We start from the raw sequence: 14,846 nt of genomic DNA, 5'->3' as shown, positions 1-14,846 counted from the left end.
CACGAACGGCAGCAGGTGGGCCCGGTCAGTGATGCGCTGTTCCGTATTCGTCAATTGCGACATGTGTACTGACGAAATCGGCAAGGAAAGGGTGGTTCTCGAAGTGGAAACCGGCATGGTGTGGAATCGGTCCTAGCTCTGACCTTCTGTGTTCGAGGTACTTCCTACGCTTCAGCAGCGCGATTTCGTCTCCGTCTTGAACGAAAGCAAGGTCATCGAAGGCATTGTCACGACCGGCGATGTCGCGAAGCGCTACGGCGAGTCGGCGACGCCGTTCTTCAGCTGGGTGAGCTGGATCAGGCGCTCCTTCGACGTCGATTCCATTCAGCCGTATTGCGATAGGAAGGTCGACAGCTTCGACCCGGGTCATTCGCGATAAGGTCACGCACTTCCATCCTGACCCGGTGCCAAAGGACGCGGTCGAAAAGCCGCGACGGTTCACCAGGTTGCTACACCAATACCGTGACCTGACCTGGTCGAGTGGCGTGAAACGCAAAGGACCCGCACTCTGCCCGAGTGCGGGTCCTTCGAACTGTGGAGCTGAGGGGAATCGAACCCCTGACCTTCTCGATGCGAACGAGACGCGCTACCAACTGCGCTACAGCCCCTGGTAAAGCTTGCCCCTGCGTTTGAGGCTCCATGAGCTTAGCAGTGGCTCTGGAGCCTCGAACGCAGGGGGGTCACTCTCCGGAGGCCCGTCGGAAAGGCCTGGTCCCGGGCTCGTCAAGCTCGTGGAAGGCCGGGTCCTCGTCGTCGAGGTCGACGACGACGGCCTGGCGGCGGAGGCGGGACATCGGGGACGGCTTGCGCTCCACGACGGCCGGGCGTTCGGTGGCGACGACCTCGATGTCCTCACGGGACTCGTGCGTTTCCTCGTCGTCGACCGCCGGGCGGCGCGGGGCGCGGGTGCTGTTGAAGCGGGCGAGGCGGCGCTGCCGGATCTCGTTCTCGATGCGGACCTGACGGCGCAGGTACACGAGGTAGCCGACCAGGACGGCGTCGACGACACCGTTGGCCCACCAGACCGTCGGGGTCAGGAAGCCGGCGACGGCCGCGGTGGTGACCACCAGCACCAGGAGCGCGATGACGATCCGCTGCCGGAACGCGTACTTGGCGCGCGCGGCGATGTCCGCCGCCTCCGGGTCGAATCCGCCCCGGCCTGGCCGGTAGCCGGTGGCTTGGCGTTCTCTTTCGGGCCGGGCCGTGCGCGAGGGCTGGGGAAGCGGCTCGGCCTCCGGTGCCTCGTCTTCGAGGTCGGCGTCGAGCTCCGCCTCGAGTTCGGCCAGGTCGTCTTCAACCGATGGTTCCGTGTTTTCCGCCATCGCGAACTCCTCCGGTCCCTCGTGGCGTGTGCTCCCGCTCCGCACGACCCGCGCCGCCAAGGCCGAGTCCGTCGTCCGTGCGACCTGCTGGCGCTTGCGGGCGACCATGGGCACGAGAACGACGAGCCATGCCGCTGCGAGCGCGACGATGATCACCGAACTGGGCATCTCCCGTCACCTCCCCCGATCCACTGCTGTAGTCACGCTAGCCACAACAGTCACACACGCCGCGCAGACTCGCCGGTTTCGATCACGGAAAATGCATCACCAAATTAGGTGAATCTCACAGCTTGTGGTAACGCGGTCACCGGAACGACCCGGTGACGGGGTCAAACGCGCTCCGCGAGGCCCTTCGCGACGAGCCGCGAGACCAGTCCGTCACCGGTCTCCTCCTTGGTGACGGCGTAGCAGAAATGGTCCCGCCAGCCGCCCGCGACATCGAGATAACGCTCGAAAAGACCCTCTTGCCGATAGCCCGCTTTGGCGAGAACCCGCAGGCTGGGCGTGTTTTCGGGGCGGACGGTCGCTTCGAGCCGGTGCAGTCCGCCGAAGTCGAAGACGTGGTCGGTGACGAGGGCGACGGCGCCGGTCGCGACGCCGCCGCGGACGATGTCCGACGACACCCAGTAGCCGATCCAGGCCGACCGGAGCGACGCCCGGATGACGTTACCCACAGTGATCTGCCCGGCGAAGCGTCCATCCACCGTGATGGTGAACGGGAGACATTGCCCGCGCCTGGCGAGGCCGCGCAGCGCCAGCCATTGGGACGGCCACGACCAGTACGCGTTGCGCTCCGGCCACGGTCCGACGCCGGTCGGTTCCCACATTTCGAGGTGTTCGCGGTCCCGCAGCCGGACACGGCTCCAGTCGCCGGCGTCCCGCAGCCGGACCGGCCGGACGGCGAGGATCCCGGCGGGCACCCGGAGCGGGCCCAGCTTCGCGGGCCAGCCCGGATGCCTGCTCTCGATCGGATACGCGACGCCGGAAATCGGTGCGCCCATTACGCCCGCTGGGCCAGGAAGGTCACCTTGACCTGCTCGCCCGCGGCGACCTCGGTGAGGTCTTCGTCGATGTTGATCAGGCAGTTCGCCTCGGCCAGTGAGGCGAGCAGATGCGCGCCGGAGGTGCCGAGCGGCTGCACCAGGTATTCGCCGTTGCCCTCGTCGCGCAGCAGCTGGCCGCGCAGGAAACCCTTGCGTCCCTTGGTCGAGGTGATCGGGGAGAGCAGCCGCGCGCCGACGATGCGGCGGTGCGGGTTGCGGGTGCCGCGCGCGGCGCGGATCAGCGGGCGGACCAGGACCTCGAACACGACCAGCGCGCTCATCGGGTTGCCGGGGATGAGGAACGTCGGCACCGAATCGGGCCCGAGCCTGCCGAAGCCCTGCACGGATCCGGGGTGCATGGCGACGCGCGTCATGTCGATGTGGCCGAGGTCCGACAGCGCCGCGTGCACCTCGTCGCCCGCGCTTCCGCCGGCGCCACCCGCGACGACGACGATCTCCGACATCAGCAGGCGCCCTTCGACGACCTCCCGCAGCCGTTTCGGGTCGCCGGGCACGATGCCGACGCGGCTCACCTCGGCGCCCGCGTCCCGCGCGGCCGCGGACAGCGCGTAGGAGTTGACGTCGTAGACCTGTCCGACCGACGGGGTGCGGTCGATGTCGACCAGTTCGTCGCCCACGGAAACGATCGAAACCCGGGGCCGCGGGTAGACCAGGACCTTCGCCCTGCCGACCGCGGCGAGCAGGCCGACCTGGGCCGAGCCGATGGTGTCGCCCTTGCGCACGGCGACGTCGCCGATCTGCACGTCCTCGCCGGTCCGGCGCACGTAGGCCGCCGACGGCACGGACTTGTGCACGGTGACCTTGGCCTGGTGGCCGTCGGTGTAGGCGGTCGGGACGACGGCGTCGGCGAGCGTGGGCAGCGGCGCGCCGGTGTCGACCCGCACGGCCTGGCCGGGCTGCAACCGCCGCGGCTGGCGGGAACCGGCGGCGATCTCGCCGACCACCGGCAGCTGCACGGGCTCCTGGCCCGCGGCGCGGACGTCGACGCTTCGTACCGCGTAGCCGTCGACGGCGGCCTGGTCGAAACCGGGCAGCGCGTGTTCGGCGACGACCTCTTCGGCGCACAGGAGGCCTTGGGCCTCGGAGATGGCGACCCGGACCGGGCGCGGGCGCACCGCGGCGTCCAGGGTCAGCGCGATCTGGTCCTCGACGGAACGGAACTGTCCCGCGTCTTCGGTCTCGGCCGCTTCGGCGATGGGCTCCGTCATGACTGGGGGATCTCGATCCGTTCGTTCGACCAGGCACGCGATGAAGGCCCGTCGGTGAACTGAAGTTCACCACCGTTACCAGGAGTGATGCGGTCCGAAGCCGCGGAAATCGCCCGATCGGGCAAGCTCCTCGTGGTCCGTGCCGCCGGGGTGGTCGCTGCGCCTGTCATAGGCGTGAAGCCTAACCTGACCATGTGGGCGAGCCCGGCAATGAACACCTGAGCAAAGCGGAGTGGCGTTCCCGGATAACCGCCGAACGACGTTCGCAGGTGTCGGAAGTGCGCGCGCGGGAGGCGGTGGCGCTCGCCGCCGCGGCCGCCCGGCTGCCGGGCGAGGTCGTGTGCGCCTACGTCCCCTTCGGCACCGAACCGGGGTCGACGGCGCTGCTTGATCAACTTCTCGACCAGGGGAAACGTGTGCTGCTGCCGATCGTCCCCGGCACGCCGGGGCCGCTGGAGTGGGCCGCGTTCGAGGGCCCGTCGAGTCTCGCGCCCGGCAGGTTGCGGGGGCTGCTCGAACCGACCGGGCGCCGCCTCGGTCCCGACACGCTGGGGACGGCCGATCTGGTGCTGATCCCCGCGCTCGCCGTCGACGACGAAGGGGTCCGGCTCGGCAGGGGTGCCGGGTACTACGACCGGTCGCTCGCCTTCGCCGCGCCGGACGCCGCGCTGATCGCCGTCGTCCGGGACGCCGAACTCGTGCGCGCGTTGCCCGCGGAACCGCATGACGTCCGCATGACCGGGGTACTGACCCCGGAGCAGGGCCTGGCTCCGCGCCCGGTAATAGACTGATAACCCGACGCAGTGGTTCAGAAAGGGCACAATGAGCTCTGACGCGCACCTGTCCGATCAGTTCGCCGAAACGCTGTCGAAAATGCGTTCCGCGGGGGCCCACGCCATGGAGCTGGCGGCCCTGCGGCGGCGCCTCGAGCAGTTGTCCGAACCCGGCGCCGGCCAATTGCCGGGCGACGAACTCGAACCACTCGAGGACATCAGCAAGCTCGTCGACCTGCCTGAGCCGGACGCCGAAGAAGGGCGCCGCGTCCTGGACCGCACCGCGGTTCTGAAGCTCAACGGCGGGCTCGGCACGAGCATGGGGCTCACCGGGCCGAAGTCGCTGCTGGAGATCAAGCCGGGCAAGACGTTCCTCGACGTCATCGCCATGCAGGTGCTCTCCATCCGCGAGAAGTACAACGCGCGGCTTCCGCTGATCCTGATGAATTCGGCGGGCACCCGCGGACCTTCGCTGGAGTTGCTGAAGAAGTACCCCGACCTCGCCGACGACGTCGTCCCGGCCGACTTCCTGCAGGGCCGCGAGCCGAAGATCACCGCCGACGGCAGGCCCGCCGAATGGCCGTCGAACCCGGAACTCGAGTGGTGCCCGCCGGGGCACGGCGACATCTACATCGCGCTCGCGGTGAGCGGGATGCTCGAAACGCTGCTGGCGGAGGGCGTCCGCTGGTGTTTCGTGTCCAACGCCGACAACCTCGGCGCGCTGCCGGACGCGCGGATCGCCGCGTGGATGGCGAAGGAGAGCATCCCGTTCGCGATGGAGACGGTGCTCGGCACCGCGGCCGACCGCAAGGGCGGGCACCTCGCGCGGCGCGCGGGCCGCATCGTCCTGCGTGAATCCGCGCAGGTCCCCGACGGCGACGACTCGTTCGGCGATGTCGGCAAATGGCGCTTCTACAACACCAACAACATCTGGATCGACCTCGAACGCCTGAAAGCCCTGCAGGACGCCGACCCGGCCGCGCCGCAACTGCCGCTGATCGTGAACCGGAAGACCGTCGATCCGGCCGACGCGGCCAGCACGCCGGTGATCCAGCTCGAAACGGCGATGGGCGCGGCGATCGGCTCCGTCGAGGGCGCGCGGGCCATCGAAATCCCGCGGACCCGGTTCGCGCCGGTCAAGACCACCGACGACCTGCTCGTCGTCCGGTCCGACGCGTACGTTCTCGACGAGAGCGGGGAGATGATCCCGGAGTTCACCACCACCCCGCCGGTCGTTTCGCTGAGCAAGGAGTTCTACAAGCTCCTGCCGGACTTCGACGCGCGTATCCCTTCGGCGCCTTCGCTCAAGGAGTGCACGAGCCTCGCCGTGGACGGTGACGTCACCTTCGGGAAGAACGTCGTCGTCCGCGGCGACGTGAAGATCACCGGGCCGAAGACCGTTCCGGACGGTGAAGTCCTCTAGTCCCGCTGGGCGATGAACACGTACTCGCGTCCTGGACGATCCGGGGCGTCCCGGACGTCCAGGACGCGAAAACCGTGCTCCGCCAGCAAGGCTTCCAGTTCGTCGCGTTCGCGGAACCACAGCGTCGAGTCCGAGGTGACGACCTCGCCGTCGGAGAACCGGTAGCTGTACCGGAACGACACGAACGGGAGGTTCACCTCGGTGACCTCACGCCACTGCTCGACCTCGCCGACACCGGGGACGTCGATGACCTCGTGCGCGGTGTCGGCGGCCCAGTCCTCCCAGGCGCGGCGACCGGGGCGCCGGATCTCGAAGACCAGGTGACCGCCCGGCGCCAGCGCGGTGCGGATACCTTCGAGCGTCCGGCGCCATTCGTCGTCGGTCAGGAAGACCTGGGCCACGTTGCCGGTCATCACCGCGAGATCGGCCCCGACGGCACCCGCCGCTTTCGCGTCGCCGTGGATCCAGGTGATCTTCCCTTCCGGGTCTTTGGCCTTCGCGACCTCCAACGACGCCTTCGCGGGATCGACACCGACGACCTCGATCCCTCGCGCGGCGAGGAGAACGGCCAGGCAGCCGGTGCCGCAGCCGACGTCGAGCACCCTCTTCGCCCCGAGTTCGCCGATGATGCCGAGGTAGTGCTCCAGATCGTCGCGAGCGCCGTCGAAGGCGTCGTAGACCGGTGCGAGCCGGGCGTGGGCGAAGAGCGCGTCAGGCATTCGGCGACGATAGTTCCGGGACGCGTTCGCGGGCCACGGATTTACGGTCGCGCCGCCAGGCCCGTTCGCCCAGCGCCGCCAGGAAGGCGGGCAGCAGCACACCGCGGATCAGAGTGGCGTCGATCAGGACGGCGACGGCCATCCCGACGCCCATCATCTTGTACTCGATCGCGCTCAACGTGATGAAGACGCTGAACACGCCGACCATGATCACCGCCGCCCCGCTGACCACCCCAGCGCTCGTGCCGGTGCCGCGGACGATCGCGGTGACGGCGCCTTCGGCCCGCCGTTCGCGGACCCGGCTGAGGATGAAGATGTGGTAGTCCATGCTCAGCCCGAGCAGCAGGACGAACATGAACATCGGCAGCCAGCCCACCACCCCGCCGTACGGGGTGAAGCCCAGCAGGGAAGCGAAATGGCCGTCCTGGAAGATCCAGGTGAGCACGCCGTAGGCCGCGCCGATCGACAGCAGGTTCAGCACGATCGACACCAGCGCCACCGGCACGGACCGGAAAGCCCGCAGCAGCAACAAGAACGCCGCGAGCAGGACGAAACCGAAGACCAGCGGCATCCGCTCGATCACCCGGTCGGCGAAGTCGCGGGCGTTCGCCGTGCGGCCCGACACCGCGAACTCGACGCCGTCCACCTTGCCGATCGTTTCGGGAAGTACTTCGGTGCGCAGTTTCGCGAGCGCGGCGTCGGCTTCCGCGTCGCGGCCCGCGCCGGACAACGGGACACGGACGACCACGGCCTGGTCGACGTTCGCCACGGCGATGGGCTTGTTCAGCACACCGGAGGATTCGCCGATCCGTCGTTCGAGATCCGTGATCGCCACCCGGAGCGCCGGGCTGTCGACCGGGCCGCCGCGTTCGGCCGTCAGCACCACCGTGGCGGGGTAGGCCACGCCCGGAAAGGCTTCCTGGGTGCGGACGGCGGCGTCGATCGTCACCATCGAGCGCGGCAGGCTCTCCGCCGGGGTCGGATCCTGCAGGCGCATGCCGAGCGCGGGCAGCGTGAGCAGGATGAGCAGCGCGGTCGCGAGGCCGCCCCACAACGCCGGCCGCCGGGTGACCACGCGAGCGGTCGCGGACCAGAACCGCGAGTTCTCCGCGGCGGTGCGCCGCTTGCCCAGCCAGGGAATCCGCCCGCGATCGACCTTGTCACCCAGCAGGGAGAGCAGCGCCGGCAGCACGGTGACCCCGCCGAGCACGGCCAGCCCGACCACGAACGCCGTGCTGATCGCGAGCCCGGTGAAGTTGTCGAGTCCGGTGAACACCAGCCCGCCCACGCACAGGACGACCGTGACGCCGGAAACGACCACGACATGCCCGGAGGTGCGCGCCGCGACGCGGATCGCGTCGTCGACGGAGTGGCCGCGCGCGCGTTCTTCCCGTTGCCGCCTGAGGAAGAACAGCGAATAGTCGACGCCCACCGCCATCCCGATGAGCAGGGTGATCACCGTCGTCGCGCTGTTGATCGGGGTGAAGTCGTCGACGACGGAGAGGAAGCCTAACGTCGCCGCGACGCTCGTTCCCGCCAGCAGCAACGGGACCGACGCGGCGACCAGCGCCCCGAAGACGATCAGCAGGATCACCAGGGTTAGCGGCAGGGAAAGCAGCTCCGAACGTTTGACGTCCTCCCGGATGCCCTTGTCGACCACGGTCGACAGGCTGAGGTCCCCGGACTGGCTCAACCGGACCGAAGGATGCCGGGCGGCGACCTCGGCCACTCGCGCCGTCGCGGTCTCGAAGTTCGGGCGGACGTCCTTCTCTCCGCCGGCGATCGCGAAGCCGACGAGCCCGGACGTGCCGTCGGCCGAGATCCGCTCGCCGTCGGCCGGCGGTGAGCGGACGTCGGTGACGGCGCCGGAACCGGTGAGCGTGGTGACCAGGTCTTCGGTCGCCCGCCGGAGTTCTTCGTTCGCGGCGAACGGAGGCGAGCCGGGCTCCTTCGGCGCTACGAGGACGTTCTCGCGTAAGGGGTCGAAGGTGTCTTGCGCGTTCAGCGCGGTCTGCGCGCGGCCGGACTCGCCGGGATCGGTGCTCCGGCGGCTTTCACCGTCCAGCAGCATTCCCGACAGCAGGGCGACGACCACGAGGGCGACCCAGCCGACGAGGGTGAGCGCGCGATGCCGCAGGGACCACGCGGCGATCTTTTCGGGCAGCATGAACTACAGTCCTTTACGTGAAGGAGTGAGATGCCTCGGGCGAGGTTTTGCTTCTTCTTTCCTGGGCCGTCGAGTTGCCGCTCGGCGGCCCAGGGTCTTTCACCGGCCGGTCAGTCGACCTCCTTGAGGATCCGCTCGACCGTGCCCACGCTCTTCCGCAGATCCGCGAGGCGTCCGTCGAGTTCGGTGAGTTTGCGTTCGGTCTCTTCCTGCGCCTGGACGGCCTTCTCGGCGAGCCTGCGGTATTCCTGCTCGCGCGCGAGCGCGCCCCTGGCCCGGATGGTCGCGCCGAACTGCCACACGACCACCGTGATGACCACGGTGAGGAACACGAAGATGCCGATCAGCCCGGCGACCTCCTGCCATTGATGCCACTTCACGCTCGTTCCCCCTCGTCGTCCGGTGCCGGTGTGCTCAATGTCGGCGCCGCGGCGGCGATGGTGTCCGGGCTCAGCTCGACCAGGAACGGTTCCACCTCGTAGAACTTCATCGCCTTCCCGTCCTCCGACAGCTCCAAGGTGGCCGAAACGAGCCCGGCCGCCTCCAGTTTGCGCAGGTGGAGCTGCAACAGTGCCCGGCTGATGCCGAGCTCTCGCGCCAGCTGGCTGACATACGCGCGTTCCGCGCGCAGTGCCGCGACGATCCGCAACCGGTGCGGATTCGCCAGCGCCCCCAGCAGCCGCAGCAGCTCGTCGCCGGACGGTCCGGTGGCGGTCATGCCGCGCTCCTGCACATGCCATAGAAATCTAGCAGGTGCTGGCTTCGGCTACCAGGTGCTCGAGCCGGACGTTCGGTTCGGTGTAGACGCCGACGTCCAGCGCCGAGGAGGCGAGCACCGGCGCGATCCCGCCCGGCACGGCCGTGAGACCGTCCCGGAGTTCGACGCCGGTCCATGCCTTCCACTGGGCGAAGGTGCCGGTGACCGTCATCGCGAACGGTGCCACCTTGACGAACCGCGCGCCGAGCCGTTCATGCGTGCGCAGCCACGGATCCTCCGGCAGCCCGTCCGCGCGACGGCGGGCGATGTAGTCCTTAAAGGACAGTCCTGGTTCGTTCTCCTTCCCGGCCGGGCGGACCGGCACGACGAGCTTGCGCATACCCGTTTCCGAGGCACGCTTCTTCAACGCTTCCAATGCTTTCGTGGCCAGGCCGCCACGGTGGCCTGGCGCGACCATCACTTCGAGTGCGATCAGGGTGTTCGTCTCACGGGCGCTCATCAGGTCTTCCGCGGCCCAGATCAGGGCGGCGTCCCAGCCGTGGTCCGGCAGCTCCGGGCGTTCGGCCGTCGGGAAGCCGACGGGGACGGCGGCGGTTCTCGCCACGGGCGCGCCGTCTTCCAGCAGCACGAGGAAGTATTCCGGCCAGCGGGCGGCCAGGTGGGACGACTTCGCCAGCAGGCCCGCCAGGCCGTGCTGGAGGAATTCGCCGCCGACACCGCCGAGGGCGAGCGCGGGTTCGCGCAAATCGGGCCGGGTGGCCAGGTCTTCGATCACGATCATGTCCTCAGTAGACCCGAGGACACGCGATTCTCACGAGGTGGTTTTCGCCGCACGGATTCCGCCGTGCGCGGTGGTGCGACCGGGCTAGCGCACGGGCAGCGCGCGGCGCCGTCCGGTGATGCCGGTGGTGTTGAGGTTGGCGCGCTCGCCGGCGGAGTGCCCGTCGAGGTAGCCGCTGCCGGACAGCCGCCTCGGCGGTGCCGAGCGCAGATCTCCGTATTGCTCGTCGTACGCCTGCTTGACCATCGCCGTCCGGTCCTGGATCACGAGCTCGGCCGAGCGGTGACCGGCCGCGGTCGTATGGGTCCGGGCGGCGGTGTCCTCACTGTTGCGGAGCCGTTCGTAGACCGCGCCGGAGAACCCGTGCAGCCAGGTTCGCCGGTAGGCCGCCAGCGACTCGCCCGCGAACACCCGGTTCTCCGGGCGGACCCGGGTCAGCTGGGTGGTCGCCTGCAGCAGCAGGCTCGTGTACAGCAGTTCCGTGCGTTCCAGATCGGAGCGGAAACCGAACACCGTCACCGCGGTGACCGACTGGCCGAGCCGGTGCAGCAGGGCCCGGCAGCGCAGCGGATGCGCGATGTTCGTGAGCAGCCCCGCCTTGTCCCGGCTGTACGGGTTGTCGAGCGGGATCATGATCTGGGTGATCTCGTCCGCGGTCGCCCCGGAGGCGGCCAGGAGTGCCTGATCGATGCCGTACCGGGCGATCAGTTCGGCGGCCTTGGTGTTGTACGACTCGGCTTCGGCCTCGGTGACCGCCGGGTCCTCCGCCTTCGCGAGGAGTTTCCGGACGCGCGCGAGCAGCGTGTCATGGTCGGGCATGGCCCTCCTTCCTGATTGGGGTGGAGCGGATCAATCTAGGAGAGAGGTCCGACAATATTCGGGTGAGCTGTCGCCGATCCCGGCAAGGGGGCACTATGGCGGTCGACGTGTCGGTGGTCGGTTCCGGTCCGAACGGGCTCGCGGCGGCGGTCCTGCTGGTCAGAGCGGGGCGGACGGTCGAAGTGCACGAGGCGGCGGACGAGATCGGCGGCGGGACGCGCACGGCTTCGCTGTTCGAAGACGAGGTCCGTCACGATATCTGCGCCACTGGCCATCCGCTGGCCGCGGCGTCCCCGTTCTTCCGCTGGTTCGATCTCGCCGCGCACGGCGTCGATCTCCTCCGGCCGGAGGTCGCGTACGCCCATCCTCTGGACGGTGGCCGGGCCGGTCTCGCCTACGAAGACCTCGACCGGACCTGTGACGCGCTCGGTGCGGACGGACCCCGGTGGCGCCGTCTGCTGGGCCCGTTGGCCGAGCACAGCCGCGAACTGGCCGGACTCCTGCTCGGGGATCTTCGTCATCCTCCCCGTGATCCCCGCGTCGCCGCCCTTCTCCCGGCCAGGATCGCGATGCTCGCCGCCGGTCTGGAACGCCGCCTGTTCACCGGCCCGGAGGCACCCGCCCTGCTCGCCGGAGTGTCCGCGCACGTGATGGGCCGTCAGCCGTCGCTCGCCGCGGCGGGCGCGACACTTCTGCTCGGCCACCTGGCTCACTCGACCGGCTGGCCGATCGCCCGCGGCGGCAGCCAGACCATCACCGAGGCGCTCGCCGCCGACGTCCGGGCGCATGGCGGGCGGATCCACATCGGCAGCCGGATCACCGATCTGCGGCAACTCGCGAAGTCGCGCACGGTGATCCTCGACGTCGCCCCGCGCGGTTTCCTCGAAATCGCCGGTGATCTGCTGCCGCCGCGATACCGGAGGGCGCTGGAGTCCTATCGCTACGGACCCGGCGTGGCGAAGGTCGATTTCCTGGTTTCCGAACCGGTGCCGTGGGCGGTGCCGGAGGTCGGCAAGGCGGGCACCGTCCATCTCGGAGCCACGCGGGACGAGGTGTTCGCCGCCGAAAACGCCGTGGCGCGCGGGGAGGATCCGGACGACCGGTTCGTGCTCGTTTCGGATCCGATGGCGCTCGACCCGTCCCGCGGGCTGCCGGGGAAACGGCCGGTGTGGGCGTATTGCCATGTGCCACAAGGGGATCCGCGTGACGTCACGGAGCTGATCCGGCGGCGGATCGAACGCTTCGCGCCCGGATTCTCCGACACGGTACTGGCGAGCCGCTGTCTCACCGCGCCGGAACTCGAGGCGTACAACGCGAACTATCCCGGCGGTGACGTCGCCGCCGGGGCGGTGGATCTGCGGCAGGTGCTCGGACGGCCGGTCGCCCGGTGGAACACCCATCGGACCCCGCTCGGCGGCGTCTTCCTGTGTTCGGCGTCGACCGCGCCGGGGCCGGGCGTCCATGGGATGGGCGGTTGGTACGCGGCGAAAGCCGTACTGGGCAAGGACTTCCCGGTTCAGCCGAGATAGGCGTCGAGGGTGACGGCCAACGCCCTTTCCGGTGACGGCGCGAAGCTCGCACCGGCCAGCCCGCCCCACAGCCACAGCTGGGCGAGACCGTGCAGCGACGCCCACAGCGAGGACGCGAGCAGCCGCGGATCGGTCGCGGGATGCCAGCCGCCTTCCTGCAGTTGGGCGACCATTCCGGCGAAGAAGTCGAACACCGCGCTGCTCACCCGCGTGAGTTCGGGATCGTCCGCGTCGATGAGGTCGCGGCGGAACATCAGCTCGAACATCGCCGGATTGGCCAGCGCGAAATCGAGGTAGCCGTGGCAGGCCGCGATGAGCCGTTCGCGCGGTGTCCCGGCCGGCAGGGCGGTGCCGCGATCGAGCAGTTCGGTGTAGCCGCGAGTGGCGACCGCCGAGAGCAGGGCCGCGCGGCCGGGGAAATGCCGCAGCGGCGCACCGTGCGAAACGCCGGCGGCCTTGGCGATACCGCGCAGCGTCACGGCGCCGACGCCTTCCTCGGCCAGCAGGTTCGCAGCGGTGTCGATCAGGCGGGTTCGGGCGCCCACGACCGGGTCTCCTCGTGGACGGGAAGGAGTTCGGGACGCTTCGGCAGGAAACCGTCGCCCGGCTGGCGGCCGATGAGCCGGTTGCGGAAGCGGGTGCCCGCGACCGGGAGGACCTCCCGCGTCAGCCAGCGCAGATCCGCGCGCAGACCGGGGCGTCCCGCCGAGCCGGGCAGCGGGGCGAGCCAGGCCGGGTCGTGGGAGACGCCGAGCTTGCCGAGGACGTGCCCGGCCAGGCGCCGATGGCCCTGCTCGGACAGGTGCAGCCGATCCGGGCCGAAGTAGCGGGAATCGTGCGCGGCCTCGTCCGGCCAGAGGTCGACGAGGGTCGCGCCGTAGCTGACGGACGCCTCGCGGACGGCGTCGTTCAGCGCGGTGAGGCGCGGGCGCATGCGGCGGCCCAGCGGCATGCGGTGGGAGATGTCGCTGAGGGTGAAGGTGACGACCCGAGGCGCGATCTCGGTGCAGGCGCGGACGGCCGTGTCGACGCGGCGGGCGACCGTGCGCGCGTCCCAGCCGCGGCTCATCACGTCGTTGCCGCCGCCGAACAAGGCGATCAGGTCCGGCTGGAGCCTGCTCGCGGCCGGGGTCTGCTCGGCGTGGATCTGGTCGAGCCTGCGGCCGCGGACCGCGAGATTGGCGTAACGGAAACCGGGCTCGTCCTCGGCGAGACGTGCCGCGACGAAGTCGGCCCAGCCCCGGTAGAAGCCACCCGACGGATGCGGATCGGCCAGCCCTTCGGCGCAGCTGTCGCCGAGCGCGACGAAACGTTGGTAGCCCATCCAGATCTCCGTAACCGCTAGTTCACCTTGTAGACACTGTCTATCAAACTGATGTAGACGCTGTCTACTCGGCCCGGGCCTGGCAGTGTCCTGTCCGGCTGAAGATGTCGGTGTCCGGACCTGGTCGGCGGTGGTGGTGATGGCGTCCGGAGGTACTTGTCGGGGGTCGTGAGGCTGTGCGAGCTCCGCCTCAGGAAATGCCGCGTGCCGACGCTTGATCTTGTGTCCGGTGGGGCGTCGCCGTACGCCGACCAGCTGATTCCTCTCACGAGGCATGGTCAGTGCCGATCGAGACGTGCACGCCGGTGCGCGGGTTTCCGCAGCCACCAGGCCCTTGAGTTCAAGTTGCTGTCAGTTATCGGAGATCAGCGGACAAACGGATCAGCCAGCAACACCACTCGGTCAAGCGCCGGATCGAATCCGAGGACCGGGTGGGCCTGGCTTCCACCCTCCGGCGTCATGAGCACCGGCTTGCCCAGTTTCCGCCCGATCTCGCCGAAGAACCTGCAGAGGGTGTCGACGCCGTCTTGCCCCTGCAACTCCCGCAGATCGATGTCGAAGTCGATCTTCTCGGCCGACATGAGACGGAAGATGGCGAGCATCCCCGGAACCGGCCAGACCTTCAGGTCCACCAATTCAGCATCGGGCGGGCGAGCGAGCGCGTCAGTGGACAAGGGCAGCGACGTGTCGCCCTGGACGAATTCCCACTGCCAACCACGCGCCTCGACCAGGTCGAACACAGCCTGCCAGTCCTCCGCCGAGGCGTCCGGGACGAACACGTCAGGAAGCGCCCCCATCAGGTCAGGATCGAAGAAGCACCTGACCTGATCCCAGTGAAGATCCGACACGCGGCCATGGTGCCTGGCCGGCGACGAGTTCGCAGTCCAATTTGCGTCGGCCCACGTCGGCGAGTCACATGCCGCCGGGCACGACGCTGCCGTTGGCATCAGCGAACTTCCGGCGATCCATTCGCCGGCCGGTCGAGGCGGCGTCCAGTCG

General features: G+C 69.2%; 16 protein-coding genes and 1 tRNA gene. 3 read left to right on the top strand and 14 right to left on the bottom strand.

Features of this window, described 5'->3' with window-relative positions; all coding sequences use genetic code 11:
• Nucleotides 1–25: 25 nt before the first annotated feature.
• The 5 genes from ACZ1DY_RS38030 to glp form a co-directional block, all read right to left on the bottom strand.
• On the bottom strand, nt 26–370 hold the full coding sequence (locus ACZ1DY_RS38030; protein ID WP_465482532.1) for a hypothetical protein: 345 nt from the start codon (nt 368–370) through the stop codon (nt 26–28).
• A 165-nt stretch (nt 371–535) separates the two neighbouring features.
• Nucleotides 536–608, bottom strand: a tRNA-Ala gene (locus tag ACZ1DY_RS38025).
• A gap of 72 nt (nt 609–680) precedes the next feature.
• A complete protein-coding gene (gene sepX, locus ACZ1DY_RS38020) occupies nt 681–1,490 on the bottom strand; it encodes a divisome protein SepX/GlpR (protein WP_257484238.1) in 810 nt (269 codons plus the stop codon).
• Nucleotides 1,491–1,651: 161 nt separating this feature from the next.
• The gene (locus ACZ1DY_RS38015) at nt 1,652–2,323 is read right to left on the bottom strand and encodes a GNAT family N-acetyltransferase (protein ID WP_126736877.1); all 672 of its coding nucleotides are present in this window, start codon (nt 2,321–2,323) and stop codon (nt 1,652–1,654) included.
• Complete coding sequence (gene glp, locus ACZ1DY_RS38010; protein ID WP_192743570.1) at nt 2,323–3,594, bottom strand: molybdotransferase-like divisome protein Glp; 1,272 nt, start codon at nt 3,592–3,594, stop codon at nt 2,323–2,325. The genes ACZ1DY_RS38015 and glp overlap by 1 nt, the downstream gene beginning before the upstream one ends.
• Before the next feature lie 218 nt (nt 3,595–3,812).
• Here glp and ACZ1DY_RS38005 point away from each other — a divergent pair, with 218 nt between their 5' ends.
• Nucleotides 3,813–4,385, top strand: a complete 573-nt coding sequence (locus ACZ1DY_RS38005; protein WP_465485765.1) for a 5-formyltetrahydrofolate cyclo-ligase — start codon at nt 3,813–3,815, stop codon at nt 4,383–4,385.
• A gap of 31 nt (nt 4,386–4,416) precedes the next feature.
• Nucleotides 4,417–5,790 carry a UTP--glucose-1-phosphate uridylyltransferase gene (locus ACZ1DY_RS38000; RefSeq protein ID WP_465482531.1) on the top strand — a complete coding sequence of 458 codons (1,374 nt, stop codon included), beginning with the start codon at nt 4,417–4,419 and terminating at the stop codon, nt 5,788–5,790.
• Here ACZ1DY_RS38000 and ACZ1DY_RS37995 read toward each other — a convergent pair.
• The 6 genes from ACZ1DY_RS37995 to ACZ1DY_RS37970 all read right to left on the bottom strand — a co-directional run bounded on the left by ACZ1DY_RS37995 (nt 5,787) and on the right by ACZ1DY_RS37970 (nt 10,994).
• Entirely contained in the window at nt 5,787–6,509 is a 723-nt protein-coding gene (locus ACZ1DY_RS37995; RefSeq protein ID WP_465482530.1) for a class I SAM-dependent methyltransferase, read from the bottom strand. The two genes, ACZ1DY_RS38000 and ACZ1DY_RS37995, sit on opposite strands and share 4 nt — an antisense overlap.
• Entirely contained in the window at nt 6,502–8,676 is a 2,175-nt protein-coding gene (locus tag ACZ1DY_RS37990; RefSeq protein WP_465482529.1) for an MMPL family transporter, read from the bottom strand. Before ACZ1DY_RS37990 ends, ACZ1DY_RS37995 begins: the two co-directional genes overlap by 8 nt.
• Before the next feature lie 110 nt (nt 8,677–8,786).
• On the bottom strand, nt 8,787–9,056 hold the full coding sequence (locus ACZ1DY_RS37985) for a hypothetical protein (RefSeq protein ID WP_465482528.1): 270 nt from the start codon (nt 9,054–9,056) through the stop codon (nt 8,787–8,789).
• Complete coding sequence (locus ACZ1DY_RS37980; protein ID WP_465482527.1) at nt 9,053–9,394, bottom strand: ArsR/SmtB family transcription factor; 342 nt, start codon at nt 9,392–9,394, stop codon at nt 9,053–9,055. The genes ACZ1DY_RS37985 and ACZ1DY_RS37980 overlap by 4 nt, the downstream gene beginning before the upstream one ends.
• 28 nt (nt 9,395–9,422) lie before the next feature.
• The gene (locus ACZ1DY_RS37975) at nt 9,423–10,175 is read right to left on the bottom strand and encodes a Long-chain-fatty-acid--CoA ligase (protein ID WP_465482526.1); all 753 of its coding nucleotides are present in this window, start codon (nt 10,173–10,175) and stop codon (nt 9,423–9,425) included.
• An 84-nt stretch (nt 10,176–10,259) separates the two neighbouring features.
• Entirely contained in the window at nt 10,260–10,994 is a 735-nt protein-coding gene (locus ACZ1DY_RS37970) for a DUF2786 domain-containing protein (RefSeq protein ID WP_125782440.1), read from the bottom strand.
• 95 nt (nt 10,995–11,089) lie between these two features.
• Here ACZ1DY_RS37970 and ACZ1DY_RS37965 point away from each other — a divergent pair, with 95 nt between their 5' ends.
• A complete protein-coding gene (locus tag ACZ1DY_RS37965) occupies nt 11,090–12,523 on the top strand; it encodes a phytoene desaturase family protein (RefSeq protein ID WP_465482525.1) in 1,434 nt (477 codons plus the stop codon).
• Here ACZ1DY_RS37965 and ACZ1DY_RS37960 read toward each other — a convergent pair.
• The 3 genes from ACZ1DY_RS37960 to ACZ1DY_RS37950 all read right to left on the bottom strand — a co-directional run bounded on the left by ACZ1DY_RS37960 (nt 12,511) and on the right by ACZ1DY_RS37950 (nt 14,695).
• Nucleotides 12,511–13,068: a TetR/AcrR family transcriptional regulator gene (locus ACZ1DY_RS37960; protein ID WP_465482524.1), complete on the bottom strand. Its 558-nt coding sequence runs from the start codon at nt 13,066–13,068 to the stop codon at nt 12,511–12,513. The two genes, ACZ1DY_RS37965 and ACZ1DY_RS37960, sit on opposite strands and share 13 nt — an antisense overlap.
• Complete coding sequence (locus tag ACZ1DY_RS37955; protein ID WP_465482523.1) at nt 13,047–13,847, bottom strand: SGNH/GDSL hydrolase family protein; 801 nt, start codon at nt 13,845–13,847, stop codon at nt 13,047–13,049. Before ACZ1DY_RS37955 ends, ACZ1DY_RS37960 begins: the two co-directional genes overlap by 22 nt.
• A gap of 365 nt (nt 13,848–14,212) precedes the next feature.
• Nucleotides 14,213–14,695 (bottom strand): hypothetical protein, encoded by a 483-nt coding sequence (locus tag ACZ1DY_RS37950; RefSeq protein WP_257484250.1) that lies wholly within the window; start codon nt 14,693–14,695, stop codon nt 14,213–14,215.
• Between the last annotated feature and the right edge of the window lie 151 nt (nt 14,696–14,846).

The organism is Amycolatopsis sp. PSD-21 (assembly GCF_055561455.1).
Note: the sequence above shows the minus strand (reverse complement) of the source record. Positions and strands in the feature narration are given on the sequence as shown.